This window comes from Variovorax nitratireducens, assembly GCF_051216545.1.
In the GTDB taxonomy this organism is placed as follows: Bacteria; Pseudomonadota; Gammaproteobacteria; order Burkholderiales; family Burkholderiaceae_C; genus Variovorax.
This window is the reverse complement of sequence record NZ_JBPJZO010000004.1, coordinates 276,220-303,194: the sequence shown is the minus strand read 5'-3', so window position 1 is coordinate 303,194 and position 26,975 is coordinate 276,220. Positions and strand designations below refer to the sequence as shown.

Annotated in this window: 25 protein-coding genes and 2 tRNA genes; 11 read left to right on the top strand and 16 right to left on the bottom strand. The window is 66.9% G+C overall.

The window, feature by feature from the left end; translation table 11 throughout:
• The first annotated feature begins 19 nt into the window (after nt 1–19).
• Nucleotides 20–1,486, top strand: a complete 1,467-nt coding sequence (locus ACSFA8_RS13550) for an NAD(P)H-hydrate dehydratase (RefSeq protein ID WP_435480032.1) — start codon at nt 20–22, stop codon at nt 1,484–1,486.
• 9 nt (nt 1,487–1,495) lie between these two features.
• Here the strand turns inward: ACSFA8_RS13550 and ACSFA8_RS13545 are convergent, their stop codons facing one another.
• Together ACSFA8_RS13545 and rnr are read right to left on the bottom strand one after the other, a co-directional pair.
• Nucleotides 1,496–2,260: an SDR family oxidoreductase gene (locus tag ACSFA8_RS13545; protein WP_435480031.1), complete on the bottom strand. Its 765-nt coding sequence runs from the start codon at nt 2,258–2,260 to the stop codon at nt 1,496–1,498.
• 23 nt (nt 2,261–2,283) lie between these two features.
• Nucleotides 2,284–4,566, bottom strand: a complete 2,283-nt coding sequence (rnr, locus tag ACSFA8_RS13540; protein ID WP_435480030.1) for a ribonuclease R — start codon at nt 4,564–4,566, stop codon at nt 2,284–2,286.
• 84 nt (nt 4,567–4,650) lie between these two features.
• On the opposite strand from rnr, the gene ACSFA8_RS13535 reads away from it, so the two are divergent.
• Nucleotides 4,651–4,735, top strand: a tRNA-Leu gene (locus ACSFA8_RS13535).
• Between the two features lie 92 nt (nt 4,736–4,827).
• Here the strand turns inward: ACSFA8_RS13535 and rimO are convergent.
• The 6 genes from rimO to ACSFA8_RS13505 all read right to left on the bottom strand — a co-directional run bounded on the left by rimO (nt 4,828) and on the right by ACSFA8_RS13505 (nt 10,736).
• A complete protein-coding gene (rimO, locus tag ACSFA8_RS13530; protein ID WP_435480029.1) occupies nt 4,828–6,234 on the bottom strand; it encodes a 30S ribosomal protein S12 methylthiotransferase RimO in 1,407 nt (468 codons plus the stop codon).
• 39 nt (nt 6,235–6,273) lie between these two features.
• Nucleotides 6,274–6,807, bottom strand: a complete 534-nt coding sequence (gene phaR / locus ACSFA8_RS13525; RefSeq protein WP_435480028.1) for a polyhydroxyalkanoate synthesis repressor PhaR — start codon at nt 6,805–6,807, stop codon at nt 6,274–6,276.
• A 114-nt stretch (nt 6,808–6,921) separates the two neighbouring features.
• Nucleotides 6,922–7,311, bottom strand: coding sequence for a hypothetical protein (locus ACSFA8_RS13520; protein WP_435480027.1), 390 nt, complete (start codon nt 7,309–7,311; stop codon nt 6,922–6,924).
• 114 nt (nt 7,312–7,425) lie between these two features.
• Nucleotides 7,426–7,502: transfer RNA gene (locus ACSFA8_RS13515), tRNA-Val, on the bottom strand.
• A gap of 46 nt (nt 7,503–7,548) precedes the next feature.
• Entirely contained in the window at nt 7,549–9,753 is a 2,205-nt protein-coding gene (locus tag ACSFA8_RS13510; protein WP_435480217.1) for a RelA/SpoT family protein, read from the bottom strand.
• Between the two features lie 26 nt (nt 9,754–9,779).
• Entirely contained in the window at nt 9,780–10,736 is a 957-nt protein-coding gene (locus tag ACSFA8_RS13505; protein ID WP_435480026.1) for an alpha/beta fold hydrolase, read from the bottom strand.
• An 89-nt stretch (nt 10,737–10,825) separates the two neighbouring features.
• Here ACSFA8_RS13505 and ACSFA8_RS13500 point away from each other — a divergent pair, with 89 nt between their 5' ends.
• Complete coding sequence (locus tag ACSFA8_RS13500; RefSeq protein ID WP_435480025.1) at nt 10,826–11,596, top strand: 3-hydroxybutyrate dehydrogenase; 771 nt, start codon at nt 10,826–10,828, stop codon at nt 11,594–11,596.
• A gap of 141 nt (nt 11,597–11,737) precedes the next feature.
• Here the strand turns inward: ACSFA8_RS13500 and ACSFA8_RS13495 are convergent, their stop codons facing one another.
• Nucleotides 11,738–12,433: an SIMPL domain-containing protein gene (locus ACSFA8_RS13495; RefSeq protein ID WP_435480024.1), complete on the bottom strand. Its 696-nt coding sequence runs from the start codon at nt 12,431–12,433 to the stop codon at nt 11,738–11,740.
• A gap of 49 nt (nt 12,434–12,482) precedes the next feature.
• The gene (locus tag ACSFA8_RS13490; RefSeq protein ID WP_435480023.1) at nt 12,483–12,806 is read right to left on the bottom strand and encodes a hypothetical protein; all 324 of its coding nucleotides are present in this window, start codon (nt 12,804–12,806) and stop codon (nt 12,483–12,485) included.
• Between the two features lie 202 nt (nt 12,807–13,008).
• Between ACSFA8_RS13490 and ompR the strand changes: the two genes are divergently transcribed.
• Both ompR and ACSFA8_RS13480 read left to right on the top strand, forming a co-directional pair.
• Nucleotides 13,009–13,740 carry an osmolarity response regulator transcription factor OmpR gene (ompR, locus tag ACSFA8_RS13485; RefSeq protein ID WP_435480022.1) on the top strand — a complete coding sequence of 244 codons (732 nt, stop codon included), beginning with the start codon at nt 13,009–13,011 and terminating at the stop codon, nt 13,738–13,740.
• A gap of 74 nt (nt 13,741–13,814) precedes the next feature.
• Complete coding sequence (locus ACSFA8_RS13480; RefSeq protein WP_435480216.1) at nt 13,815–15,215, top strand: sensor histidine kinase; 1,401 nt, start codon at nt 13,815–13,817, stop codon at nt 15,213–15,215.
• A gap of 10 nt (nt 15,216–15,225) precedes the next feature.
• Here the strand turns inward: ACSFA8_RS13480 and ispF are convergent, their stop codons facing one another.
• The gene (gene ispF, locus ACSFA8_RS13475; RefSeq protein WP_435480021.1) at nt 15,226–15,714 is read right to left on the bottom strand and encodes a 2-C-methyl-D-erythritol 2,4-cyclodiphosphate synthase; all 489 of its coding nucleotides are present in this window, start codon (nt 15,712–15,714) and stop codon (nt 15,226–15,228) included.
• On the bottom strand, nt 15,711–16,424 hold the full coding sequence (gene ispD / locus ACSFA8_RS13470) for a 2-C-methyl-D-erythritol 4-phosphate cytidylyltransferase (RefSeq protein ID WP_435480020.1): 714 nt from the start codon (nt 16,422–16,424) through the stop codon (nt 15,711–15,713). The genes ispF and ispD overlap by 4 nt, the downstream gene beginning before the upstream one ends.
• Before the next feature lie 93 nt (nt 16,425–16,517).
• Here ispD and mfd point away from each other — a divergent pair, with 93 nt between their 5' ends.
• From mfd to ACSFA8_RS13455, 3 genes are read left to right on the top strand one after another with little or no spacing between them, the layout of a single operon-like run.
• Nucleotides 16,518–20,000: a transcription-repair coupling factor gene (gene mfd / locus ACSFA8_RS13465; RefSeq protein WP_435480019.1), complete on the top strand. Its 3,483-nt coding sequence runs from the start codon at nt 16,518–16,520 to the stop codon at nt 19,998–20,000.
• On the top strand, nt 19,997–20,707 hold the full coding sequence (serB, locus tag ACSFA8_RS13460; protein ID WP_435480018.1) for a phosphoserine phosphatase SerB: 711 nt from the start codon (nt 19,997–19,999) through the stop codon (nt 20,705–20,707). The genes mfd and serB overlap by 4 nt, the downstream gene beginning before the upstream one ends.
• Entirely contained in the window at nt 20,704–21,780 is a 1,077-nt protein-coding gene (locus ACSFA8_RS13455; RefSeq protein ID WP_435480017.1) for an Ldh family oxidoreductase, read from the top strand. The genes serB and ACSFA8_RS13455 overlap by 4 nt, the downstream gene beginning before the upstream one ends.
• Here the strand turns inward: ACSFA8_RS13455 and ACSFA8_RS13450 are convergent.
• Entirely contained in the window at nt 21,777–22,118 is a 342-nt protein-coding gene (locus ACSFA8_RS13450) for a DUF6172 family protein (protein ID WP_435480016.1), read from the bottom strand. The genes ACSFA8_RS13455 and ACSFA8_RS13450 overlap by 4 nt on opposite strands.
• Before the next feature lie 56 nt (nt 22,119–22,174).
• Between ACSFA8_RS13450 and ACSFA8_RS13445 the strand changes: the two genes are divergently transcribed.
• The gene (locus ACSFA8_RS13445; RefSeq protein ID WP_286543443.1) at nt 22,175–22,402 is read left to right on the top strand and encodes a hypothetical protein; all 228 of its coding nucleotides are present in this window, start codon (nt 22,175–22,177) and stop codon (nt 22,400–22,402) included.
• Here ACSFA8_RS13445 and ACSFA8_RS13440 read toward each other — a convergent pair.
• Nucleotides 22,399–23,586, bottom strand: a complete 1,188-nt coding sequence (locus tag ACSFA8_RS13440) for an aminotransferase-like domain-containing protein (protein ID WP_435480015.1) — start codon at nt 23,584–23,586, stop codon at nt 22,399–22,401. The two genes, ACSFA8_RS13445 and ACSFA8_RS13440, sit on opposite strands and share 4 nt — an antisense overlap.
• 60 nt (nt 23,587–23,646) lie before the next feature.
• On the opposite strand from ACSFA8_RS13440, the gene ACSFA8_RS13435 reads away from it, so the two are divergent.
• Nucleotides 23,647–24,987 (top strand): type II toxin-antitoxin system HipA family toxin, encoded by a 1,341-nt coding sequence (locus tag ACSFA8_RS13435; protein WP_435480014.1) that lies wholly within the window; start codon nt 23,647–23,649, stop codon nt 24,985–24,987.
• Between the two features lie 4 nt (nt 24,988–24,991).
• The gene (gene nth, locus ACSFA8_RS13430; protein ID WP_435480013.1) at nt 24,992–25,648 is read left to right on the top strand and encodes an endonuclease III; all 657 of its coding nucleotides are present in this window, start codon (nt 24,992–24,994) and stop codon (nt 25,646–25,648) included.
• Here the strand turns inward: nth and ACSFA8_RS13425 are convergent.
• Nucleotides 25,629–26,180, bottom strand: coding sequence for a histidine phosphatase family protein (locus tag ACSFA8_RS13425; protein ID WP_435480012.1), 552 nt, complete (start codon nt 26,178–26,180; stop codon nt 25,629–25,631). The two genes, nth and ACSFA8_RS13425, sit on opposite strands and share 20 nt — an antisense overlap.
• Nucleotides 26,177–26,971, bottom strand: a complete 795-nt coding sequence (locus ACSFA8_RS13420; protein ID WP_435480215.1) for an adenosylcobinamide-GDP ribazoletransferase — start codon at nt 26,969–26,971, stop codon at nt 26,177–26,179. Before ACSFA8_RS13420 ends, ACSFA8_RS13425 begins: the two co-directional genes overlap by 4 nt.
• Between the last annotated feature and the right edge of the window lie 4 nt (nt 26,972–26,975).

Sequence of the window (26,975 nt, the reverse complement as noted above, 5' to 3'; positions counted from 1 at the left end):
GTCCGGTCAGAATGAGCCGATGCATCGCATCACCCCGGCGACCACGGCATCGCTCTTCGGCATCGAAGCCACGCGCCGCGTCGAGCGCGCTGCGGCAGCGACGCTACCTCCCCATACCTTGATGCAACGCGCCGGGCTCGCGGTTGCGCGCCTGGCGATGGCGATCGCGCCGCATGCGCGCACCGTGTGGATTGCCTGCGGCCCGGGCAATAACGGCGGCGACGGACTGGAGGCCGCGGCGCAACTGCAGCAGCGCGGGTTTGCGCCGGTCGTAACTTGGCTGGGTCATGAAGGCAATGCGCCGCCCGACGCGCGGGCCTCGCTTCAACGCGCACGCGCCGCCGGCGTGGCGTTCGCCGAGGCGCCGCCCGAGCGGTGGGATCTGGCGATCGATGCGCTGCTCGGCATCGGGGCCAGCCGCGCGCCCGAAGGCACGATGGCCGACTGGCTGCAACGCATGCATGCCACTGCTGCACCTGTGCTGAGCGTCGACGTGCCCTCCAGTCTGAACGCCGAAAGCGGGGCCACTGCGATGGAAACCGCCGCAGCCGGTGACCGCGGGACGGGCGCTGCCGCCCGTTTTTGCCTGAGCCTTCTGACGCTGAAGCCCGGTCTTTTCACGGCGCAGGGCCGCGATGCCGCTGGCGAAGTGTGGCTGGACGATCTCGGCTGCAGCGCCTTCGATGCGGCGCCCGTCGCCTGTCTGGCGGGCGCACCGGCTGCGCGCCTGCGGCTTGAGGCATCGCACAAGGGCAGCTACGGCGACGTGGCCGTGATCGGCGGCGCACCCGGCATGGCCGGCGCTGCGCTGCTGGCGGCCTCGGCGGCGCTGCACGCAGGCGCAGGCCGGGTGTTTGCCGGCCTGCTCGACAGCAAGGTGGCCCTCGACGCTTCGCAACCCGAACTCATGGTGCGCGACCCGGCCACGCTGGATGTCGGCGCGATGACGGTGGTGTGCGGCTGCGGCGGCGGCGCGGCTGTGCGGGGCGTGCTGCCGCGCCTGATCTCGACTGCGCAACGGCTGGTGATCGATGCCGACGCGCTGAACGCGATCGCACTCGACCCCGGCTTGCAAACGCTGCTGACGGCACGCGGACGGCGCCGGCAGTCTACGGTGCTCACTCCGCATCCGCTCGAAGCCGCGCGGCTGCTCGACATCGGCACTGCCGCCGTTCAGGCCGACCGGCTCGGCTCGGCGCAAAAGCTTGCCAACCGTTTCGGCGCGGTGGTGGTGCTCAAGGGTTCAGGCACGGTAGTAGCCGCGCCGGGCACCCTGCCCTCTATCAACCTAACTGGCAATGCGCGCCTGGCTTCGGCGGGCACCGGCGATGTGCTGGCCGGCATGGTCGGTGCCGCGCTCGCAAGCGGGTTGCTGCCCGCGCTCGACGCAACGCGTGACGCCGTCTGGCACCACGGCAACCGGGCCGACCGCTGGCCGGCCAGTGCGCCGCTCACCGCCGGCGCACTGGCGCGCGGCAGGCGCTGAGCGGCAGCTTCAGCCGCGGCCGACGAACGGCATCTTGGTCGCCATCACCGTGTGGAACAACACGTTGGCTTCGAGCGGCAGGCTCGCCATGTAGAGCACCGAACGGCCGACGATGTCCACGTCCATCACCGGCTCGACCGCGATCTCGCCGCTGGCCTGCGGCACGCCTTGCGCCATGCGTCCGCCCATCGCGGTCATCGCGTTGCCGACGTCGATCTGGCCGACCGCAATGTCGTACTTGCGGCCATCGAGCGAGGCGGTCTTGGTCAAGCCTTCGACCGCGTGCTTGGTGGCGGTGTAGGCGGCCGAATTCGGACGCGGCGCAGTGGCCGAAATCGAGCCGTTGTTGATGATGCGGCCGCCGCGCGGGCTCTGCGCCTTCATCGTGCGGAAGGCCTGCTGCAGGCAATAGAACATGCCGTTGAGGTTGATGTCGACCACGCCCTTCCACTGCTCGGGCGTCCAGTCCTCCATCAAGCCGGGCGGGTTGCCCGTGCCGGCGTTATTGAAGAGCAGGTCGACCCGGCCGAAGCGATCGACCACCGCCGAGAACAGGGCCTGCACCGAGGCCGGGTTTGTTACGTCCGTCGGCACCGCGAATGCACGCGCGCCGCCTCCCGATTCGTCGGCCACGGTTTGGAGCGGCTCGGGGCGACGCCCGGCCAGTGCCACGCTCCAGCCATCGGCCAGCAGTGCCAGTGCGGCGGAGCGCCCGATGCCGGTGCCGGCACCGGTGACGATCGCAATGCGCGGGTTCGGGTTTGCTGCAGTCATTCTTGTGTTTCCGTCAGAGGGGTTCAGGGGCGGCGCGGCTTGCGCCCTTTCATCTTGTTCGCGGCCTTCTTCACCGCCGACTTGAACGCCTGCATCGCGCTTTGCTGCGCAGGGCGCTCGGCGGCGGCCACCGCGGCGGTGGCTTCGGCCTTGTCTTTCTCCTTGTGCGCATGCGGCGGCCGCGACTGGCGCTTGCCCGATGCCCGGGGCGAGGCGCCTGCGTTGCCGGGCGCAGCGCCCTTGTCCTTCGCCGGACGCGCCACTAGGTCATCACCCTCGCGGATCAGGCGGAAATCGATCTTGCGGCCGTCGAGGTCGACGCGGCTTACCTGCACGCGAACGCGCGTGCCGATGGCGTAGCGGATGCCGGTGCGCTCGCCGCGCAGCTCCTGGCGCATCTCGTCGAACTTGAAGTACTCGCCGCCGAGTTCGGTGATGTGCACCAGGCCTTCAACGTACATCGCATCGAGCGTGACGAAGATGCCGAAGGTCGTGGCCGAACTAACCACGCCGCCGTATTCCTCGCCGAGGTGCTCGCGCATGTACTTGCACTTGAGCCAGGCCTCGACGTCGCGGCTGGCTTCGTCGGCGCGCCGTTCGTTGGCGCTGCAATGCAGGCCGGCGGCTTCCCAGGCGAGCGTTTCCTTGGTGGGTGCGACGGTGGCTTTTTGCGGTTTGCTGGTCGGCGACTTGACACGCGAGGCGAGCCGCTTGGCCAGCTTGGCATGCGCTTCGCCCGGCGTCGGCAATATCGGCAGCGTGTACTTCTGCTTGTTGAGGATCGCCTTGATCACGCGGTGCACCAGCAGGTCGGGGTAGCGACGGATCGGGCTGGTGAAGTGCGTGTAGGCCTCGTAGGCCAGGCCGAAGTGGCCGCTGTTGATCGGCGTGTAGATCGCCTGACTCATCGAGCGCAGCAGCATGGTGTGGATCTGCTGCGCGTCGGGCCGTTCCTTGGTCGCTTCGGCGATCGCCTGGAATTCGCCGGGCTTCGGATCGTCGGTGATGGAGAGGCCCACGCCCATCGCCTTGAGGTAGCCGCGCAGCACCTCCTTCTTCTCGGTCGTCGGGCCTTCGTGCACGCGGAACAGGCCCGGGTGCTTGCCTTCGGCGATGAAGTCGGCGCTGCAGACGTTGGCCGCCAGCATCGCTTCCTCGATCAGCCGGTGCGCCTCGTTGCGCGTGCGCGGCACGATCTTCTCGATGCGGCCGGCGTCGTCGCAGACGATCTGCGTTTCGGTGGTTTCGAAGTCCACCGCGCCGCGACGCGAACGCTGCTTGAGCAGCGCCTTGTACACGTCGGAGAGGTTCAGCAAGTCCTTGACGCGTTCCTTGCGCTTGGCGGCCTCGGGGCCGCGTGTGTTGCCAAGGATGGCCGCCACTTCGGTGTAGGTGAAGCGGGCGTGGCTGAACATCACGGCCGGGTAGAACTGGTAGGCGTAGATCTCGCCATCGGCTGCCACGAGCATGTCGCACACCATGCAGAGGCGCTCGACCTCGGGGTTGAGCGAGCACAGGCCGTTCGACAGTTTCTCGGGCAGCATCGGAATCACGCGGCGCGGGAAGTACACGCTGGTGGCGCGGTCGTAGGCATCGATGTCAATCGGCGAGCCGGTCTGCACATAAGCGCTGACGTCGGCGATCGCGACCAGCAGTCGCCAGCCCTTGCCGCGGCCGACCTTGGCCGGCTCGCAGTACACGGCATCGTCGAAGTCGCGTGCGTCTTCGCCGTCGATGGTGACCAGCGGCACGTCGGTAAGGTCGACACGGCCGCGCTTGTCGGCCGGCCGCACCTTGTCCGGCAACGCTTTCGCTTCGGCGAGGCCAGCCTCGGAAAATTCGTGCGGCACGCCGTACTTGCGCACCGCGATCTCGATTTCCATGCCGGGGTCGTCGATCTCGCCGAGCACTTCCTTCACGCGGCCCACGGGCTGGCCGAACAGTGCCGGCGGTTCGGTGAGTTGCACCACCACGACCTGGCCCGCCTTCGCAGTGCCGGTCGCGCCCTTGGGAATCAGGACGTCCTGCCCGTAGCGCTTGTCTTCCGGGGCGACGAGCCAGATGCCGCCTTCATGCAACAGGCGGCCGATGATCGGCTGCTCCGGCCGCTCGATGATTTCGACGACACGCCCCTCGGGCCGGCCGCGCCGATCCTGGCGCACGACGCGCGCCTTGACGCGATCCTTGTGCAGCACCGCGCGCATCTCGTTCGGGGGCAAATAGATGTCGGCCTCACCATCGTCGCGCTGCACGAAGCCGTGCCCGTCGCGATGTCCTTGAACCGTTCCTTCAATCTCGTCCAGCAAGCCGCTGGGGTGGCCATTATTTTTGATATGATCTCTCTCTTTCCTGAAATTCAAAACGCGTTGCAAGCTTCTTGCAACATGTGGGCCCAGATGGCGGAATTGGTAGACGCACTAGTTTCAGGTACTAGCGAGTAACATCGTGGAGGTTCGAGTCCTCTTCTGGGCACCAAGTTTAAATAAATCCCTTGTCGGGATTTCTCGATCAAAGCCACCGGTCTCCGGTGGCTTTTTTGTTGTCCGGGCTGCAGTGTCAACGCACTCTCACACCGGCACCGCGACGAGGTCGTGACCCTCGGCGCCGACGATGCGAGCGCGCGTGAACTCACCGACCTTCATCGTCTTGCTGATCTTCTCGGGCGGCAGCAACCGCACCACGCCGTCGATCTCCGGCGCATCGGCATAGCTGCGACCGACCCCGCCCTTGCGACCCATGCCCGGCGCCGAATCGACCAGCACCTGCATGCTTGCGCCGATGCGTCGCCGCAACCGCGCGATAGACACCGACTCGGCCACTTCCATGAACCGGGCGCGGCGCGCTTCGCGCTCGGCTGCCGGCAACATGCCCGGGATGTCGTTCGCCACAGCACCGGCGACGGGGCTGTAGGCAAAGCAACCGGCGCGGTCGATCCCGGCCTCGCGGATGAAATCGAGCAGATGCTCGAACTCTTCCTCGGTCTCGCCGGGGAACCCCGCGATGAACGTGCTGCGGATCACGAGCTCGGGACACAGCTCGCGCCATTTCGCGATGCGCTCGAGATTGCGTTCACCGCTGGCCGGCCGTTTCATGCGCTTCAACACCGCCGGATGGCTGTGCTGCAGCGGCACGTCCAGGTACGGCAGCACCCGGCCGCTCGCCATCAGCGGAATCACGTCGTCCACGCTTGGGTAAGGGTACACATAGTGCAAGCGCACCCAGGCGCCGTAGGGCTCGGCGATCTCGCCCAGTTCGCGCACCAGGTCGAGCATGCGCGTCTTGACCGGCTTGCCGTTGAAGAAACCCATGCGGTACTTGGTGTCGACGCCATAGGCCGAGGTGTCCTGGCTGATGACCAGCAGCTCTTTCACGCCGCCTTCGAACAGCGCCCGGGCTTCGTTCAACACATCGCCGATCGGCCGCGACACCAGGTCGCCGCGCATCGACGGGATGATGCAGAAGGTGCAGCGGTGATTGCAACCCTCGCTGATCTTCAGGTAGGCGTAGTGGCGCGGCGTGAGTTTCAGGCCCGCGATGCCGAAGCTGTTGGGCACCAGGTCGACGAAGGGGTCGTGCGGCTTGGGCAGGTTGGCATGCACGGCATCCATCACCTCCTGCGTCGCATGCGGGCCGGTCACGGCCAGCACGCTCGGGTGCATCTGGCGCACCATGTTGCCGCCGTCTTCGCCCGCCTTGGCACCGAGACAGCCCGTGACGATCACCCGGCCGTTGGCGGCCAGCGCCTCGCCGATGGTGTCGAGGCTTTCCTTGACCGCATCGTCGATGAAGCCGCAGGTGTTGACGATGACGAGATCAGCGCCCTCGAAGGTCTTCGAGGTTTCGTAGCCCTCGGCGCTCAGCCGGGTCAGGATCAGTTCGGAATCGGTCAGGGCCTTGGGGCAGCCCAGGCTCACAAAGCCCACTTTGGGCGCCGCGGCGGTCGCGGTTCGTTCGGGGGAGACAACTTCACTCATATCCCCGTATTGTCCCAGCTATCGCAGCCGGAGCCGGCCTCAGGGTCGCTTGAGGCCAAATGCGCCCAGAACCTGTTCGGTGTTCTTCTTCATTTGTTCCTGCATCTGCAGGAACACGGTCTTGGACTGCTCGACGTAATTGCCCATCAGCCCCTGCAGCGCCGGTGACTGCATGGTCATGAAGTGCGACCACATCTCCGGCGTCAGGCCTTCGGACTTCTCGCTGAGCTGGGCCTGCACCTCGGTCATCGCCTGGATGTTCTTTTCGAGGTAGGGACCCATGTAGCTCTGCATCGCCTGGCCGTAGAAACGGATGATGCTGGCCAGCACCTGCTCGGTGAACATCGGCGCGCCGCCGGCCTCTTCTTCCAGAATGATCTGCAGCAGGATGCTGCGCGTCAGGTCGTCACCGGACTTGGCGTCGCGAACCACGAACGCCGCCTTCGACATGACCAGTTGCTTGACCTCGGCCAACGTGATGTAGGTCGAAGTGTCGGTGTCGTACAGCCTTCGGTTCGGGTACTTCTTGATCACCCGGAGGGCCGGCTTGGCGCCGACTTTCTTGCTCTGCAATGGAACTCCTTCACTTGGGGACGCGATCACGCCGAGGCATTCTAGGGAGCGGTTTTGCTGCATCGCGCCAAGGTTTACCCTGACCGGAACCTTCCGCGCCGGGCGGCACCCGCGCTATTCCAGCGAACTGGTGTATTCGGCGCCACAGACCTTGCAGGTTGCGGTTTCGGGGCGCTCGTCGTTCGCATCGCGGTAATGCAGCGGACTCTTGATGCCGTTGAAAACCCAGCAGCGCGGGCAGTGCTCATGGCCGGCCACGGGCAGGTAGGCCCGGGCGCGCTGCTCGGCGCGTTCCCGCGTGACCGGCGAGCCCTGACGCACCGTGCGCGCCACTTCTTCGGCCGCCATGGTGCCGGCGCGCCCGCTGGCACGGTCGTTCAGGCCATACACCACGCGCGCAAACTCGAGCGGCGCCTGGCGCTGCAGGGACGCCAGCCGAAGCTCTTCGACCGCCGGATCGAGCGGCGGCGGATGCAGGAGGTCGATGGGGGTCGGGGTTGTCACGGCAGGCGCACAAGTTAACACATTTGGATCAACTGTCGCCACCTACGAACGGCGTAGCCCGATCGTCGAGCCAAGAAAAAAAGCCACTCTAACGAGTGGCTTTGTTCATGTGTTTGGTAGGCCCAGACGAATTCGAATCGCCGACCTCTTCCATGTCAAGGAAGCGCTCTAACCAGCTGAGCTATGGGCCTGATGTGTGCAGCCTGCGATTATAGCAGTGGTTTGGCAGCGTTCCGCTCAACGGCGGCGGGCGTGGCGTACGCCGTCTACGCCGCCCACGATGCGCAGAACCTGCGCCAGCCGCGCCGCGTCGGCGATTTCGATGGTGAAGGTCATCCACGCGGTGCCCTTCACCGATTGGGTCTGCACGCCGATCACGTTCATCTTTTCGCGTGCGAACACTTCGGAGATGTCGCGCAACAAGCCCTGGCGATCCAGCGCCTCGACCGCCACGTCGACTGCGTAGACCGCGCCCTCCTCGCCTTTCTTCGCGCCCCATTCGACCTCGATCACGCGCTCGGCGCTTTGCGAAACCATCGTGCGGAAATTGCTGCAATCGACACGATGGATGCTGACGCCATGGCCGCGCGTGACGAAGCCGCCGATGGCGTCGGGCGGCGCCGGCCGGCAGCACTTGGCCAGCTGCGTCATCAGCGACGACACGCCGACCACCAGTACGCCGCCCTGCACCCCCTTTTCGGTCGCGCGGGACTTCCGGATCAGCACACCGTCGTCGGGGCCCGGCGCCGGTTCGGGCGGCCGCAGCAGCGTCTCGATGTTGCGCAACGAGAACTCGTCCTTGCCCACCACCTCGAACAGGTCGTCGGCCGACTTGAAGCCGAGCCGCGACGCGAGATCATCGAGCTTGAGCGCCGTCTTTCCTTCGCGCTGCAGCAGCTTTTCGACCGCCTCGCGTCCGCGCGCCACGGTTTCGTGCGTGACCTGCGCATTGAACCAGGCGCGTACCTTGGCGCGCGCCCGGTGGCTGGCCAGGTAACCCAGCTCGGCATTGAGCCAGTCGCGCGAGGGGCCGCCTTCCTTGGCCGCGATGATCTCGACGGTTTGCCCGTTCTGCAGCGGCGTGTTGAGCGGCACCATGGCGCCGTCGATGCGCGCGCCGCGGCAGCGATGGCCCAGGCTGGTGTGCACGGTGTAGGCAAAGTCGACCGCAGTGGCCCCCTGGGGCAGTTCCACGATCGCGGCGTCCGGCGTCAGGACATAGATCCGGTCGTCGAAAAGCCCTTGGCCCTGCTGGCCGTCCGACAGATCGCGCTCCCAGGCCAGCAACTGGCGCAGCACCGCGATCTTGGCGTCGTACTCGCCGCCGGCCCATACGCCGGCGTAGCCCTTGGGCCCGGCTTCCTTGTAGGCCCAGTGCGCGGCCACACCGTGCTCGGCATGGTCGTGCATCTGTTCGGTGCGGATCTGGATCTCGATCGGCTTGCCGGCCCGGCCATCGGCCATTTCGCGCACCACGGTGTGCAGCGACTGGTAGCCGTTTGCCTTGGGCCGGGCGATGTAGTCGTCGAACTCCTCGTCGATCGGCTGAAAGTGCGAATGCACCCAGCCCAGCGCGGCGTAGCAATCCTTCACGTCCTGCACGATTACGCGCAGCGCGAGGATGTCGAACACCTGCGCGAAGTCGAGCGACTTGCCGCGCATCTTCTTGACGATGCTGTAGATGTTCTTCGGGCGGCCCTGCACTTTGGCACGCACGCCCTGGCTTGCCAGATCCTGCTCGAGTTGCGAGCGCAACTGCTCGATGTGGCCTTCGCGCTCGGTGCGCTTTTCGTCAAGCAGCCGCGCAATCAGCTGGTAGGTTTCGGGTTCGAGAAAGCGAAAGGAAAGGTCTTCGATTTCCCACTTGACCTGCCAGATCCCGAGCCGGTTGGCGAGCGGCGCGAAGACCTGCAGCGACTCGCGCGCCACGTTCTCGGCCACCGGCTGCCTGGCCGCGGCCGCGTGACGCAGCGTTTGCAGCCGCGAAGCGAGCCGCAGCATCACCACACGCAGGTCGCGCGAGAACGCCAGGAGCATCTTGCGCACGTTCTCGGTCTGGTTGCCAGCACCGTCGGTGTGCGAGCCGGCCGCGGCGGTGCGCGTCTGCTTCTGCACATAGACCAGCTTGGTGGTCTCCACCGCCAGCGCCGCAAAGTTGTCGCCAAACACCTTGGCGATCACCTCCAGCGGCCGGTTCAGGTGCTGGCACGAATAGACCAGGTAGCTCGCAGCCTGCATTGCTTCGGAGCCACCCATCGCAGCCACGATCGCGGCCACCGCGTCGGCATGGCCCAGGGTGTTTTCACCGGTGTCCAGGGTTTCATCGGCGATCAACGGCTCCGCGAACGCACGCGCGCGCGCAAGCATGTTGGCCTGCACCGGCGTGCTGTCGGCCGTGGCGGCCGACAGCGGGTAGTCGACCACCGGCTCCGACAATTTCAGGGACGAGGGGCTGGAGAGTTCACGCTTCACGGGGAAAACAGAAAAGAGGTGATGGCGCCGTATTGATCCGGTGCGACCAGGGTCGGTGCGTGGCCCACGCCTTCGAACTCGACCAGCGTGGCGCGGGGCCCACGCTGCGTCATGGCCGCCGCCGTGGCCGGGCGCAGCAAGTCCGATTGCGCGCCGCGCAGCAGCAGGGTCTGCGCCTTGATCGCGTCATACAGCGCCCACATCACGGTTTCGGCCTGGGCCGTCGATTCGGCAGTGAACGCGCGCAGGGGCACGGCAATCGCCGGGTCGTAGTGCAGGACGAACGGGCCATCGCCCGGCTCGGCCTCGGCGTCGACCTTGCCGCTGCCATCGGCATTGCGTTGCGCGGACGGCGCCACCATGTGGCGCGAGAGTTCGGCCCATTGCGCGGAAGTATGCGGGCCGAACATGGCCGAGAGCGACCACAGCGCGGCAGCCGCATCGGCCATCGACGCATAGCGACCACTTTGCCCCACGTAAGCGCCGATGCGGCGCAGCGCATCGGGATCGAGCGCCGGGCCGACATCGTTGAGCACCAGCCGGCGTATCGGGGCCGGCAGCGGCAGTTTCCGATTTCCTGCAAGCACCATGCCGATCAGCCCGCCCATGCTGGTACCCACGTAGTCGAGCGTGGCGATCGGCTGCTCCCGGTGCAATTGCGCCAGCAGCGCCAGCATGTCGGCCGCATAGAACGGGATCTGGTAGCCGGCGGGATCGCGCAGCCAGTCGCTCTGCCCGCGCCCGACCACGTCGGGGCACACCACGCGCACGCTGCCGCCGGCGCGCACCACCAGTGCCTTGGCCAGTTCGTCGAAATCGCGGCCCTGCCGCGTCAGCCCGTGCACGCAAACCACCACGCGTGAAGCGGCCGCGTCACCCCAATGCCACCAGGCCATGCGATGGCCGCCGGCGGCATCTTCGCAGGGGGTGAAATGAAGGGTGGGTTCAGTCATGAGAAGAAGCCGATCCGGCTGCGAGAGGCACCGTTGCGACTGCGGATAATGGTCGCATTGCATCCTAATTCATTCGGAGATTCACCCCTATGCTCAAAGGCAAAACCGCCCTCGTTACAGGTTCCACCAGCGGGATCGGCCTGGCCATTGCCAAGGCACTTGCACAACAGGGTGCAAATCTTGTTCTCAACGGTTTCGGCGACGCCGAAGGCCCGCAGGCCGAGATCACCGGGCTGGGCGTGCAGGCCACGTATCACGGCGCCGACATGAGCAAGCCCGGGCAGATCGAGGACATGATGAAGTTCGCGGCCTCGAAGTTCGGCCGCGTCGACATCCTGGTCAACAACGCCGGCATCCAGCATGTGGCGAAGGTGGAAGACTTTCCACCCGAGCGCTGGGACGCCGTCATCGCGATCAACCTCACCAGCGCCTTTCACACCACGCGGCTCGCGGTGCCGGCAATGCGCGCGGCCAACTGGGGCCGCATCATCAATGTCGCCTCGGCGCACGGCCTGGTCGCTTCGGCCCAGAAGTCGGCTTACGTCGCGGCCAAGCACGGCATCGTCGGGTTCACGAAGTCGGTCGCGCTCGAAACCGCGACCACGGGCATCACGAGCAATGCGATCTGTCCGGGCTGGGTGCTGACACAACTGGTTCAAAAGCAGATCGACGACCGCGCCGCGCGCGAAGGCATTTCGGCACTGCAGGCCCAGAACGAATTGCTCGGCGAGAAACAGCCTTCGCTGCAGTTCACGACCGTGGAGCAACTGGGCGGCCTGGCGGTTTTCCTGTGCTCGCCTGCCGCCGACCAAGTCCGCGGCGTGGCCTGGGCCATGGATGGCGGCTGGACAGCGCAGTAGATGTTGCTCGCCCCCAGGCTTCGCGCACTGCGTGTCGCTTCGCCTTCCCCCTGACCGGGGGCAACACCAGCGGCCCGGCGGAGCCGGTTCCGCTGTGTTGCGCGAAGGGGTCGGTGGCAGCTGCTTACCGGTGTCTGCTGTTTACTTCAGTTGGACTGAGCCGGAGACGTTGACGACTACGCTGGTCTTGCCGGCCTCGACCGGCACTGCCGCATCGGACGAGAGCGATTTGGCCTGCGCCGCCATCATGCGTGGCCGGCCGATGTCGCCCTGGCTCGAATTGACCGACACCTCGCGCAGCGTGTAGCCGCCGAAGCCGAAGCCCTTGGCAAGTTCGCCGGCCTTCTGCTTGAACGCGTCGATCGCGATCGTCTGGGCTTCGACCTCGACCTTGGTGCGCTGCTCCCGGCTCAGGGCGAAGCCGACGTTGCCGACATTGAGCGTGGTGATGCGCCCGGCGGCCTGGGTGATGCGCGGGAAGTCGCGGCCCTCGAGCACCAGCTCGGTCGAGCCCTGCCAGCCGTTGATCTTGCCCTCACGGGTGTAGCGCGGTACCAGGCTGAAATTCCCGGTGCGCACGTCGAGCTGGCCGGGTTGGGCGGTCTTGCGTGCCTCGGTCAGTGCGGTATCGAGCGCCGTCTTGACCTGACTCTGCACGGCGGCGGCGTCCGTGCCGTCGCGCGTGGTGGACAACGTCATGCTGAGCAGATCCTGCTGCACCTCGACCGTGCCGCTGGCCGACAACTGCAGCACGTTCTGCGGCGGCGGATTCTGGGCAAAAGCGGCGCCCGCGCCTGCCAACAGCGCGCAGGACGCCACGAATTTAATAGCATTCAAATCAAGTCTTTCGGAGAAAAGGAAGGCCCGTGCCCCAGGGGCACCCGACTCACGGGCGCTGGCTGCGCGCTGCGGGCCGCGACGGCACGGCGTCGGCGACCGGCACCGGTGCCATGCGTTCGGCCGGTCGCGATTCTGCCGAATGCAGCGTGGCCGACGACTCCCGCCACTGGCGCCGCAGTTGCTCGCGCAACTCGAGCCGCTCGGCAGCCGTCAGACGCCGACCGGCTGCGGCGTCTTCGCGCTGCACCTCGTCACGCCGCGCGGCGCGGTGCGCATCGACCGCACCGCGCACTTCATTGCGCTGCTGATCGCTGATTCGCAGGTAGCCTTCGGGCGCTGCCCACAGCGGTGCGCAGACACAGGCAAGCACGAGAGGCAGGGTACGGAAGGTAAATCGCATTGCAGATGACAGTCGTTACCAATGCACTCTGCCACCCCACCATGGCGCCATGGTGGCGCTAAAGCGAGCGGCCGCAAGTTTTGTAACTTAGTGTCAACGCAGCAGCGAAAGCCGCTCAATAGCGTACCAACGCATTCAGAATTGGCGTTGTTACAAATTCAGTGTTGTTGAAATGAATCAAGTCCCTGCCCGTACAGACAAGATCGTCATCGTCGACGACGACGCCCGCATTCGCGACCTGCTGCGCCGCTACCTCACGCAAGAAGGTTTTGAAGTGATCGTCGCGGAAGACGGCAAGGCGCTCAACCGCATCTTGCTGCGTGACACGGTCGATTTGATCGTGCTCGACCTGATGATGCCCGGCGAAGACGGCCTCTCGGTTTGCCGCCGCCTGCGTGCCGCCAACGACCGCACGCCGATCATCATGCTCACCGCCAAAGGCGAAGACGTCGACCGCATCGTCGGCCTTGAGGTCGGCGCCGACGACTACCTCGGCAAGCCGTTTAATCCGCGCGAACTGCTGGCGCGGGTGCACGCCGTGCTGCGCCGCCGTCCGCCACTCGAAGCGCCTGGTGCCCCTTCAACCGACAACGAAACCGTGAGCTTCGGCCCTTTCAACTTCGACCTCGGCTCGCGCACCTTGCGCAAGGACGGCGAAGAGCTCTCGCTGACCACCGGCGAGTTCGCGATGCTGAAGGCGCTGGTGCGCCATCCGCGCCAGCCGCTGTCGCGCGAGAAGCTGGCCCAATTGGCCCGCGGCCGCGAGTTTGAACCGTTCGACCGCAGCCTTGACGTACAGATCTCGCGGTTGCGCAAGCTGGTCGAGTCCGATGCCGCGGCACCGCGCTACATCCAGACGGTGTGGGGCGTCGGCTACGTGTTCGTGCCGGACGGCACGACCTGAACCCGGTGTCCACTGCGTTCGGCCCCCAGACGACGCAGCCGAGCCCGCTGGCCGAGGACAGCTCGCAGCTGACGTTGCCGAGCCCGCTCGAAGGCAGCAGCGCCAGCAGGAACCGCAGGCGACTCAAGCTCGGCTTCAGCCTCTTCTGGCGCACCTTTTTCCTGCTCGCCCTGCTGCTGATCGGCAGCACGGTGGCCTGGCTACAGACGTTCCGCCAGCTCGAGTACGAGCCGCGCGCGATCCAGACCGCGCACCAGATTGCCTCGCTGGTCAACCTGACCCGTGCTGCGCTGGTGTACTCGGACGCGATCACCCGCGTGTCGCTGATCAAGACGCTGGCCGACCAGGAAGGCGTGCGCATCCTGCCGCGCGAGCCCAACGACCGCTTCGAGCCCTACACCACTGGCGCGCTCGACCAACGCGTGACCGAAGAACTGATCGACCAGCTCGGTGAAGGCACCAACGTCGCGAGCCGCGTGAACAACGAGCCGGGTCTCTGGATCGGCTTCACCATCGAAAGCGACAACTACTGGCTGCTGCTCGACCCGACCCGCTTCAGCCGCGTCGGCGGCCGCACCTGGCTGGTGTGGCTGATCACGGCGATGGCGCTCTCGCTGACCGGTGCGGCACTCATCACACGCTTCATCAACCGGCCGCTGAGCCAGCTCTCGCGCGCCGCACGCGAGGTGCGCGACGGCGAGTATGAGGCGCACCGGCTCGACGAGCGCGCGCGCACCAACGAAATTCGCGCGGTGAACATCGGTTTCAACCGCATGGCCGACCAGCTTGCCAAGATCGAGCAGGATCGGGCCATCATGCTGGCCGGAATCTCGCACGACCTGCGCACGCCGCTGGCGCGGCTGCGGCTCGAAACCGAGATGAGCGTGGAAGACGAAGACGCGCGCAACCACATGGCAGCCGACATCGCGCAGCTCGACGCCATCATCGACAAGTTCCTCGACTACGCGCGCCCCGACCACGTGGATTTCAAGCCGGTGCTCCTGCGCGACGTGATCGACGCCTGCACGTACGCGGTGCAGGATCACGAGGACGTGAAGATCAAGGTCGATGTGGCGTCCGACCTGGCCGTGATGGCCGACGAGGTCGAACTCACGCGCGTGATCTCCAACCTGGTCGAGAACGCACGGCGCTACGGCAAATCGCCCGCCAGCGGCGTGGCCGAAATCAACATCCAGGCCCAGGCGCACAACGACGCGGTGCTGATCAAGGTGCGCGACCATGGCGCCGGCGTGGCGCCTGCGCTGCTGTCGCAACTGACCAAGCCATTCTTTCGGGGCGACGCAGCACGGACTTCGGCCGCGGGCGCCGGGCTGGGCCTGTCGATCGTGGCCAAGAACATCGACCGCATGGGCGGCACTTTCGCGCTCACCAGCACCCCCGGTCGCGGCCTCGCGGCGCACATCCGGATGCCCCGCGCGGCTGGCGTCAGACCCTCGGCGCCCCAAGGCAAATAGCAGGCCGCAGCTAGCGGAACAGCAGCACGGTGGCGCGTGCTTCCATCGCACGACCCTCACCGACCGGCCCGAGCTTCTCGGCGGTCTTGGCCTTCACATTGACCTGGCCCGGCTCGATGCGCAGCGCCTCTGCAATGCGCGCGCACATGGCCGCGATATGGGGCGCAAGCTTCGGCGCCTGCGCGATCACGGTACTGTCGACATTGCCGATCTGCCAGCCCTGCGCGCGCACGCGGCGCGCAGCCTCCGCCAGCAGCGCGACCGAATCGGCGCCGCGAAAGTCGGGATCCGTGTCGGGAAAGTGCCGGCCGATGTCGCCCAGCGCCGCCGCCCCGAGCAGCGCATCGGTGATCGCGTGCAGCAGCACATCGGCGTCGGAGTGGCCGAGCAGGCCGGTCACGTGCGGAATCTCGACGCCGCCGAGGATCAGCTTGCGGCCGGCCACAAGCTGGTGCACGTCCCAACCCTCGCCGATGCGGAATGGAAAGCCTGTGGTCATGGTGCGGTGCGCCCCTTCAGCACGGCTTCCGCCAGTGCGAAGTCTTCCGGGTAGGTGAGTTTGAAGTTCTGTGCGCTGCCGGGCACCAGCAGCGGTGCCAGGCCGATCGCCTCGATCGCGCCGGCTTCGTCGGTCACGCCCTCGCCGGCGCGCTCCAGCGCGTCGATCAGCGCGCCGACGCGGAACATCTGCGGCGTTTGGGCCAGCCATTTGTCGCCGCGATCGAGCGTTGCGGCCACACGGCCGTCCGGGCCTGCGGACTTGAGCGTGTCGGCGAGTCGATGTGCAAGCAGCCCGCCTACAGCGTCGTGCTCGCAGGCGGCGATCAGGGCCCCGACTTGTTCCGGCGTGACCAGGCAGCGCGCTGCGTCGTGCACCAGTGCCCAGTCGGCATCCGCTGCGCCCTCGGCGCGCAACGCCCGCAAGCCGGCCAGCACCGTCGCAGACCGCGTGGCGCCGCCTTCGAGCAGCAGCCGCTCGCCGACGCGCGGAAAGTCGGGCAACGCGGCGTGCACCGCTTCGTCGCCAGGCGACACCACCAGCGTCAGGCCGGCGAGCTGGCCGGCCAGCGCGCGAAACACCGCGACCGTGTGCGCCACCATCGCCTTGCCCGCGATCGGCCGGTATTGCTTCGGCTCGCGGCTGCCCGAACGGCTGCCGTTGCCCGCGCAGGGAATCACGACAAACAGGCGGGCACGGGATTGGGGCATGGGCGAAGCGGCGATTGGGGCGCCATTCTAGAATTGGCCTTGCACACCCCTCGCCAGCCGGCGCGGGGTGTTCTGCATTGTCTGCACAAAGCCATGGTTCTCCCTCCCCTCGTCGCCGGCAAACGTTTCACGCTCCCGCGGCCGCCCTCTTCCGCCGACGCCCTGCTGCTGGCCCGGCTCGCCGAACGCGAAAAGCTCGCGGGCCGCGCGGTGGCGGTGTTCACCGCCGATGCCAACGACGCGCAACGGCTGCTCGACGAGCTGACCTTCTTTGCGCCCGGGCTGCGCTGCGCGCTGTTCCCCGACTGGGAGACGCTGCCCTACGACAGCTTCTCGCCGCACCAGGACTTGATCAGCGAGCGCCTCGCCACGCTGTGGCGCATCAGCCAGCACGACGCCGACCTGGTACTAGTGCCGGCCACGACCGCGCTCTACCGGCTGGCGCCACCCGCCTTCCTGGCCGGCTATACCTTCCACTTCAAGACCCGGCAGAAGCTTCAGGAATCGAAGCTCAAGGCCCAGCTCACGCTGGCCGGCTACAGCCATGTCACGCAGGTGGTGAGCCCGGGCGAGTACGCGGTGCGCGGCGGCCTGATAGACCTGTTCCCGATGGGTTCGACCCAGCCATTTCGCGTCGACCTGTTCGACGACGAGATCGATTCGATCCGCACCTTCGACCCCGACACCCAGCGCAGCCTGTACCCGGTGCCCGAAGTGCGCCTGCTGCCGGGCCGCGAGTTTCCGATGGACGACGACGCGCGCGCCCGTTTCCGCGGCCGCTGGCGCGAACTGCTCGAGGGCGACCCGACCAAAAGCCGCATCTACAAGGACATGGGCAACGGTGTCGCCACCGCCGGCATCGAGTACTACCTGCCGCTGTTCTTCGAAGAAACGGCCACCGTGTTCGACTACCTCGGCGCCGACGCCACGGTGGTGCTGCACGGCGACCTGGAACCCGCGTTCCGGCATTTCTGGCAGGACACCCGCGAGCGCTATCGGCTGGTGCAGGGCGACCCCGAACGGCCGGCGCTGCCGCCGGAGGCGCTGTTCCTCAATGCGGAGCAGTTCTACGCTTGCGCCAAACCGCATGCCCAGCTCGCGCTGCGCGGCGCCGCAGCCGAAGCTGCGCCGTTCGCCGAATTCGACGTGCTGCCGCCGATGGCCGTGGTGCGCGGCGCCGAAGACCCGCTGACCCGGCTGAAGGATCACCTGCGCAACACTCAGCAGCGCGTGCTGCTGCTGGCCGAAAGCGCCGGGCGGCGCGAGAGCCTGCTCGACTTCCTGCGCGCAAGCGGCGTCAGCCCGCCGGCCTTCGATTCGCTGGCCGAGTTCGAAGCCGATGGCGGCGAACGCATCGGCATCGCCACCGCGGCGCTGGCCTCGGGTTTCGCCTGGCTCGAAGGCGGCATCGACCTGGTCACCGAAACCGAGCTGTTCGCGAGCGCGCCCACCACGCGGCGCCGCAACAAGAAGCAGGAACAGGTCAGCGACGTCGAGGCGCTGATCAAGGACTTGAGCGAGCTCAACATCGGCGACCCCGTCGTGCACTCCGCGCACGGCATCGGCCGTTACCGCGGCCTGATCAACATGGATCTGGGTCAGGGCAAGAACGCTGACGGCACGCCCGTGCTGCAGGAAATGCTGCACCTCGAATACGCCGACAAGGCCACGCTCTACGTGCCGGTGAGCCAGCTCCACCTGGTAAGCCGCTACACCGGCGTGAGTGCCGACGAGGCACCGCTGCACAAGCTCGGCTCCGGCCAGTGGGAAAAGGCCAAGCGCAAGGCCGCCGAGCAGGTGCGCGATTCGGCCGCCGAGCTGCTCAATATCTACGCGCGCCGCGCCGCGCGCGAAGGCCATGCCTTCCGCTACTCGCCGCACGACTACGAGACCTTCTCCAACGACTTCGGCTTCGAGGAGACGGCCGACCAGAAGGCCGCCATCCATGCCGTGATTCAGGACATGATCTCGCCGCAGCCGATGGACCGGCTGGTGTGCGGCGACGTGGGTTTCGGCAAGACCGAAGTCGCACTGCGCGCTGCCTTCATCGCCGTAACCGGCGGCAAGCAGGTAGCGTTCCTCGCACCGACCACGCTGCTGGCCGAGCAGCACTACCAGACGCTGGTCGACCGCTTCGGCAAGTGGCCGGTGAAGATCGCCGAGATGAGCCGTTTCCGCTCGGCCAAGGAGATCACCGCGGCGGCCAGGGGGCTGGGCGACGGCACCATCGACATCGTGGTCGGCACGCACAAGCTGCTGTCGCCGTCGATCCAGTTCAAGAACCTCGGCTTGCTGATCATCGACGAAGAGCACCGCTTCGGCGTGCGCCACAAGGAGGCGATGAAGGCGATGCGCGCCGAGGTCGACGTGCTCACGCTCACTGCAACGCCGATTCCGCGCACGCTGGGCATGGCGCTCGAAGGCCTGCGCGACCTGAGTGTGATCGCGACCGCGCCGCAGCGTCGCCTCGCCATCAAGACCTTCGTGCGCACCGAGGGCAACGGCGTGATCCGCGAAGCCGTGCTGCGCGAGCTGAAGCGCGGCGGCCAGGTCTACTTCCTGCACAACGAGGTCGAGACCATCCAGAACCGGCGGCAGAAGCTCGAAGAGATCCTGCCCGAGGCGCGCATTGCGGTGGCGCACGGCCAGATGCCCGAGCGCGAGCTGGAGCGCGTGATGCGCGACTTCGTGGCGCAGCGCTACAACATCCTCCTGTGCTCGACCATCATTGAGACCGGCATCGACGTGCCGACCGCCAACACCATCGTGATGAGCCGCGCCGACAAGTTCGGCCTGGCGCAGTTGCACCAGCTGCGTGGCCGGGTCGGCCGCAGCCATCACCAGGCCTATGCCTACCTCATGGTGCCCGACATCGAGGGGCTGACCAAGCACGCCTCGCAGCGGCTCGAAGCGATCCAGCAGATGGAAGAACTCGGCTCGGGCTTCTACCTCGCGATGCACGACCTCGAGATCCGCGGCACCGGCGAGGTGCTCGGCGAAAGTCAGAGCGGCAATATGATGGAGATCGGCTTCCAGCTCTACAACGAGATGCTGGGCGAGGCGGTGCGCGCACTCAAGGCCGGGCAGGAGCCCGACCTGCTCTCCCCGCTCAGCGCGACGACCGAGATCAACCTGCACGCACCCGCCCTGCTGCCCGACGACTACTGTGGCGACGTGCATCTGCGCCTGTCGTTCTACAAGAAACTCGCGACCGCGAAGACGCCCGACCAGATCGACATCCTGCTCGAGGAGATCGTCGATCGCTTCGGCAAGCTGCCGCCGCAGGCGCAAACGCTGATCGACGTGCACCGCCTGCGCGTGCTGGCACGGCCCTATGGCGTGGTCAAGGTCGATGCGGCACCGGGCGTGATCCACATCACCTTCAGGAAAGACCCGCCGATCGACGCGATGAACATCATCAGCCTGATCCAGAAGAACAAGCACATCAAGCTGGCCGGCAACGAGAAGCTGCGCATCGAGCGCGAACTGAAAGAACCCAAAGACCGGGCGCAGATGGTGCGCGACGTGCTGCGCAGCCTGGGCCAACCCAAAGTACAGGAACCGATGCCCGCATGAGCCCCTCTGAATTCGCTCCCGGCCTGGTCGTCCAGCGCTTTGCCCCGCCGCTGCAACTCGCCGACTTCAAGCTGATCGCGTTCGACATGGACTCGACGCTGATCAACATCGAGTGCATCGACGAGATCGCCGATGCGGTCGGCAAGAAGGCCGAGGTGGCGGCGATCACCGAGGCCACCATGCGCGGCGAGATCAAGGACTTCAAGGAAAGCCTGCGCCGCCGCGTCGCGCTGCTCGAAGGCGTGCCGGTCGCGTCGCTGCAGCAGGTGTACGACGAACGCCTGCGCCTGAACCCCGGCGCGGCCGAACTGGTCGCGGCCTGCAAGGCGGCCGGACTCAAGGTGCTGCTCGTGTCGGGCGGCTTCACTTTCTTTGCCAATCGCGTGAAGGAACGCCTGGGCATCGACTTCGCGCGCTCCAACCTGCTCGACGAGGCCGATGGAAAACTCACCGGCCGCGTTGTCGTGCAGTCGTGGGGCGACATCTGCGACGGCGCCGAAAAGCGCCGCACCCTGCTCGAAGTGGCTTCGCTGCTCGGCGTCTCGCCGGCCGAGACTATTGCCGTGGGCGACGGCGCCAACGACCTGCCGATGATGGCCGAGGCCGGCCTATCGGTCGCCTATCACGCCAAGCCGAAGGTGCGCGAACAGGCCATGGTGGCCATCAACGAAGGAGGCCTCGACCGCCTGCTGGAGATCGTGCGATGACCGAGGAATCCGTTGTGCTCTACCGCCCCGATGCGCTGATCGACTATGCCGAGGCGCTGCTGCAGAAGGCCGGCCTCGCCGCATCGATGGCCGGTGCCGTCGCGCGCACGCTGGTCGAAGGCGACCTGCTGGGCCACGACACCCACGGCCTCGCGCTGCTGGCCGGCTATGTGAAGGAACTCGAATCGGGCGGCATGACGCGCGACGGCGCGCCCACGGTGCTGTCCGATCGGCCTGCGGCCGTGCTCTGGGACGGCCTGCGCCTGCCCGGGCCCTGGCTCATCGAACAGGGCTTGGACATGCTCATGCCGCGTGCGCGCGAACTCGGCACCGCCTCGCTCGTCATCCGCCGCAGCCACCACATCGCCTGCCTGGCGGTCTACATGCTGCGCGCACTGCAGGAGGACATGCTGATGCTGCTGGCCTGCTCGGATCCCAACACGGCCAGCGTCGCGCCGTTCGGCGGCACGCAGGCGGTGTTCACGCCGAACCCGCTGGCCATGGGTTTTCCGCTCACCGATGGCGGCGTGCTGGTCGACATCTCGGCCTCCATCACCACCAACGGCATGAGCAACCGCAAGCGCGCAGCCGGCGAAACCTTTGCCGAAGAGTGGCTCATCGATGCGAAAGGCCAGCCAAGCAACAACCCTCAGGTGCTGTTCGACCAGCCGCCCGGCACGCTGCTTCCGGTCGGTGGTCGGAGCCACGGCCACAAAGGCTACGGCATGGCGCTGCTGGTCGACACGCTGACCGGCGGCCTCGCCGGCCACGGCCGCGCCGACCCGCCCGAGGGCTGGGGTGCCACTGTCTACATCACGCTGCACGACCTGAACGCGTTCGGCGGCAAGGCCGCTTTCCTGCGCCAGATGGATCACGTGGCGAAGCAATGCCGCAGCAACACGCCGGTCGACGCCGCGAAGCCAGTGCGGCTGCCCGGCCAGGCCGGCCTCGCTCGGCGCGAGGCGCAGAAAAAGAACGGGGTGCGCCTGCACCCCTCGATCGCGGCCGCGCTGCAGCCGTTGGAAGCACGGCACGGGCTGGCGCTGGCCAGCGCACGCCTCCCGGCAGCCTAGGCAGCCGTGCCCTGGTCTGCCTGTAGCGGGTCGGGGTCGGCAGCGGCCTCCGCGGGCCGAGCCTTGCGGTGCCCGTGCTTGGCCAGGATCTCCACATAGAACTGCGGGCCGGCGGCTTTCGCCACCGCATCCATCAGGCTGGTGAGCTCGTTCAGGTGCACCGGGGCGGCAGCTTCTTCGGCGGTGCCGAACCTGCAGTCGAAGTCCCAGTAGTCCACGCCTTCGGGCAGCACGCGCCGACGCTCACGCTTGATGTACTTGCGGATCTCGTGTTTGACCGCTTCGAGCACGCGATCCGGGTTCTTGCCTTCGGGGCGGAGTTGAAAGGTTTTGCGCATGGTCGATCCTAACGCCGTGTGTACAGTCGATGCTTCAACGGAAAGCAGGTGAATACATGGCACGCGCAAACGACTGGGCAGGCAAGGTGATGGCGCTCATCAACGGCGGCAACACCAGCGCCGCGATCGCGCAGATCAAGGTTGCGCCAAGCGTGAAGGACCTGAAGGCCCTTCAAACCATCATGACCTTGTCGCGCCTCACCGGGAAATACCGCAACGTCGATACCGCGATTGCCGACAACCTGGCGCTGCTGTCGGCACCGCGCCTGCACCGCTCCCCTTAAAGCGCCTTGCCCAGCCGGGCGATGCCCTCTTCGATCTTCTCGACGTTGGCCGTGGCAAAGCTCAGGCGAAGCGTCGACACATCGGGCTTCTCGGCGAAGAACGGCGCGCCGGGCACGAAGGCCACGAGCTGTTCGATCGCTTTTTTGGCGAACACGTTTGCATCGGCCAGCTTGCCGTTCGCACCCGTGAGCCGCGCCCAGAAGAACAGGCCGCCACCCGGTTGCTCGAACGCAATCGCATCGCCGAGCTCGCGCTTGAGCGCCGCGCCCATCGCCTTCGCGCGTTCGCCGTAGACCTTGCGCACGTTGGCCAGCGTGGCCGGCATGCGGCCGCTCTTGAGGTACTGCGCAGCGGTCGCCTGCGCGAAGGTGCTGGTGTGCGCATCGCTGAACTGCTTGCACATGGTGGCCTTGGCCAGCAGTTCGGGCGGCGCGATCATCCAGCCGATGCGCAGGCCCGGGCTCAACACCTTGCTGAGCGACCCGCAGTGCGCGACCAGCTCGCGCGCGCCCGGCACGTCCTTGGCCAACGCCATGATCGAGGGCGGCGGCGCCTCGCCGAAGTACAGGTCGCCGTAGGGATCGTCTTCCACCACCAGCGTCTGGTACTTGACAGCCAGCTCGAGCACCTTCTTGCGGCGTTCCAGGCTCAGCATCGCGCCGCTCGGGTTGCCGAAGGTCGGGATCAGGTAGACGAACTTCGGCTTGTGTTCGGCAATGAGTTTTTCGAGTTCGTCGGTCTTCACGCCGTGGGCATCGATGGGCGCGCTGATCAGTTGCGCGCCATACAGGCGAAAGCACTGGATGGTTGCGAGGAAGGTCGGGCCTTCCACAATGACCTTGTCGCCGGGGGAGATCAGCGTCTTGCCAAGCAGGTCGAGCGCCTGCTGGCTGCCGGTGGTGACGATCAGGCCACTCGGCTCGACATCGACGCCCTTGCCCTTCATGAAGGCGCTGAGCTGGGTGCGCAGCGGCTCGTAGCCTTCGGTGGCGCCGTACTGGAGCGCGCCGCCCGGCTCCTCGGTCAACGCCTTGTTGCTGGCCTCTTTCAGGCCCTCGACGTCGAACATCGCGCTGTCCGGAAAGCCCCCGGCGAAGCTGATGATGCCGGGCGTGCCCAGCAGCTTGAAGAGTTCGCGGATGGCGGAGGTTTCGACGTTGTCGAGGCGGGAGGCGAATTGCATGGACATCTCACTTTCTGGAGCCGTATTGTCCAATGAAGCGGCAACGCAGAATACGGGCCCATGAGCTCCCCCAAAAAAAGCCGCGGCGCGCGACATCCAAAACCACTGGTCGCCTGGAGCAACGGCAATGTTGTCGGCGAATGGTCTGTGCGCGAAGGCGTGCACCGCTTCCTGTACGCAGACGCCTGGGCCGGCTCGGCCGAAGCGACGCCGTTGTCGCTCTCGTTGCCGCTGACGCAAGACAACGTTGCCCAAACCGGCCCGGTCGTGCAGAGCTACTTCGACAACCTGTTGCCGGACAGCGAAGACATGCGGCGCAGGCTGCAGAGCCAGATCGCCATGACGGGCGCCGATTCCTTCGACTTGCTGAGCACGCTGGGCCGCGAATGTGTCGGCGCAGTCCAGCTGTTGCCCCCCGGGCTGCAACCCACCGGCTTTGAACGCATCGACGTCGAACCACTGGACGACGCGGGTGTCGAGCGTGTCATCGATGCCTCGCTGACCACCGACCGTGACGGCCCTGCACCCCGCATCGCCATCGCCGGTGCACAGGAGAAAACCGCACTGCTGCGGCGCGAGGGCCGCTGGTTCCGCCCGCTGCACGCCACGCCGACCACCCACATCCTCAAGCTGCCCCTCGGCCGGGTCGGCAACATGTCGGCCGACATGCGCGACTCGGTCGAGAACGAATGGCTCTGCTCGCGCGTGATGAGCGCCTTCGGCCTGCCCACGGCGCATTGCGAGATCGCGACCTTCGGCGCGCGCAAGGCGCTGGTGGTGCAGCGCTTCGACCGGGCGCCGCAAGGCATGGGCAGCGACGCCGAATGGATCACCCGGCTGCCGCAGGAAGACTTCTGCCAGGCGCTCGGCGTGCCGGGTTCGCAAAAGTACGAGGCCGATGGTGGACCCGGCATGCGCGACATCCTGCGCGTGCTGGACGCCAGCAGCAACGCCGCAGCCGACAAACGCGCCTTCGTCAAGGCGCAGATGGTGTTCTGGCTGCTCGCTGCGACGGACGGCCACGCGAAAAACTTTTCGATCTTTCTGGAGCGCGGCGGTGGCTTGCGGCTCACGCCGTTCTATGACGTGCTGTCGGCCTGGCCCGTGATCGGCCAGGGCGCCAACCTGATCGCGCCGCAGAAGGCAAAGCTCGCGATGGCCTTGCGCAGCAAGAGCGCGCACTGGGGCCTGGCGGACATCGAGGCCCGACACTGGGACGGCGTCGCCAAGCTGGCCGGCCTGGGCGATGCGCAGGCGCTCTGCGACGAATTGATCGCGCAACTGCCGGGCGTGCTCCAGAGCGTGCAGGCGCAGTTGCCGGTCGGCTTTCCGGAGCACCTTGCCGGCACGATCTTCGACGGCATCAAGACCACCGCCCGACGCTTGGAAGCAGCGCACTGAGCCCATGAAAAAAGCCGACATCACGCCCTTCTTTGCGACCCTGCAGGCCGCCAACCCGACGCCCGAGACCGAACTCGAATACAGCACACCGTTCGAACTGCTGGCCGCAGTGCTGCTCTCTGCGCAGGCCACCGACGTCGGCGTGAACAAGGCCACGCGCAGGCTCTACCCGGTGGCGAACACGCCGCAGGCCATCTTCGACCTGGGCGTCGAAGGGCTGGAGAGTTACATCAAGACCATCGGCCTCTACCGCAGCAAGGCAAAGCACCTGATCGAGGCCTGCCGCATGCTGATCGATCAGCATGGCGGCGAGGTTCCGCGCACGCGGGCCGAGCTGGAGGCCTTGCCCGGCGTCGGCCGCAAGACCGCCAACGTGGTGCTCAACGTGGCCTTCGGCGAGCCGACGATGGCGGTCGACACGCACATCTTCAGGGTGGGCAACCGCACGGGGTTGGCGCCGGGCAAGACGCCGCTCGAGGTCGAGCTCAAGCTCGAAAAGCGCGTGCCGCCAGAATTCCGCCTGCATGCGCACCACTGGCTGATCCTGCATGGCCGCTACGTGTGCATCGCGCGCAAGCCGCAGTGCTGGCAATGCGCCGTGGCGCCGTACTGCGACTACAAGCCCAAGACGCCAGCGCCCGCTAAATCCGCTCGATCGTGATGATTTCGCCGAAGGCGATCGGCGCGACCGGCCACTGATCGGCGCGCTCTACGCTGAGCACCCCGCGCTGCAGCAGTTGCACCGACCGCATCACGCCGGCATGCGTGACCCAGACCGCATCGCGCCCCGAGAGCTGCCATTCGTCGAAGGCATCCCGCACGCGCTGCATCAGGTGGCGCGTGCTCTCGCCGGTGCCGCCCGGTCGACCATCGGCAAAGTTGCCGATCCAGCCGTCGAATTCGGTGCGCGCGATGGACTCCCACTCGCAACCCTCCCAGGCGCCGAAATCCATCTCGGCCAGCCGCGTGTCGGCGCGCACGAGCAGTTCGGGCCGCAGCGCCGCGATGGCCTGCGCCAGCTCGGCACACCGCCGCAAAGGCGAGCAGCTCAGCGAGGTGCCGGCCGGAATGAGTGGCGCCAGGCGCTGCGCCAATGCCAGCGTGGCGTCGGCAGGCACACCCACATCGGTCACGCCATAGCAGATGCCGGGGGCGGCGTCGGTCTGCGCATGGCGCACCAGCCAGAGCTTCATGCCTGCCACGCCAGCGTGAGGTAGATCGACAGCTCGCACACCTGCTGCGTGGCACCGAGTCCGTCACCGGTAAAACCCTGCAGCCGGCGCCGCAACAGGCGCGCCATGAAGGCGGTGGCAAGCGCGCAGGCCAGCACCATGGCGGCCGTCTTGACCGCGCCTTGCGCGAGCAGCACGGGCGCTACAGCCGGAATCGACCACGAGACACCAACCCACAGGGCGCCCACGCCGATTGCGTCGGCCAGCGGCTTGGCCTTGCTGGCGCCGCTGTCGCCCACGTACGGCAGCCAGCGGATCAGGAACAGGGGCGCCAGCCGCGACAGCACATGCGCGCTGACGATGGCGCAGGCCGCCACTTCGACGGCCTGCCCGGCCAGCATGGCGAGCAGTGCGATCTTCAGTCCCAGCGCCAGCACCAATGCGATCGCGCCGAACGCGCCGATGCGTGAGTCCTTCATGATCTCCAGCGCCCGTGCGCGGTCGGCCGAGCCGCCCAGCCCGTCGGCCACGTCGGCCAGGCCGTCTTCATGGAAGGCGCCAGTCAGCAGCACCGTGGCAACGGTGCTCAGCAGCGCCGCGACCACTGCGCCTGCGACGCCGGGCAAGCCGGTCTGCGCGGCAACGAACACGGCTGCCGCGACCCCGCCGACCAGCCAGCCCACGCCCGGAAAATGCGCTGCACTCGAGCGCAGCATCTGCGGGCTGAAGCCGACCCATTGCGCGAGCCGCCCGGTCACCGGCACGCGCGTGAAGAACTGCAGCGCGAGCAGGAAGTGACGCAGGCCGCTGATCAGC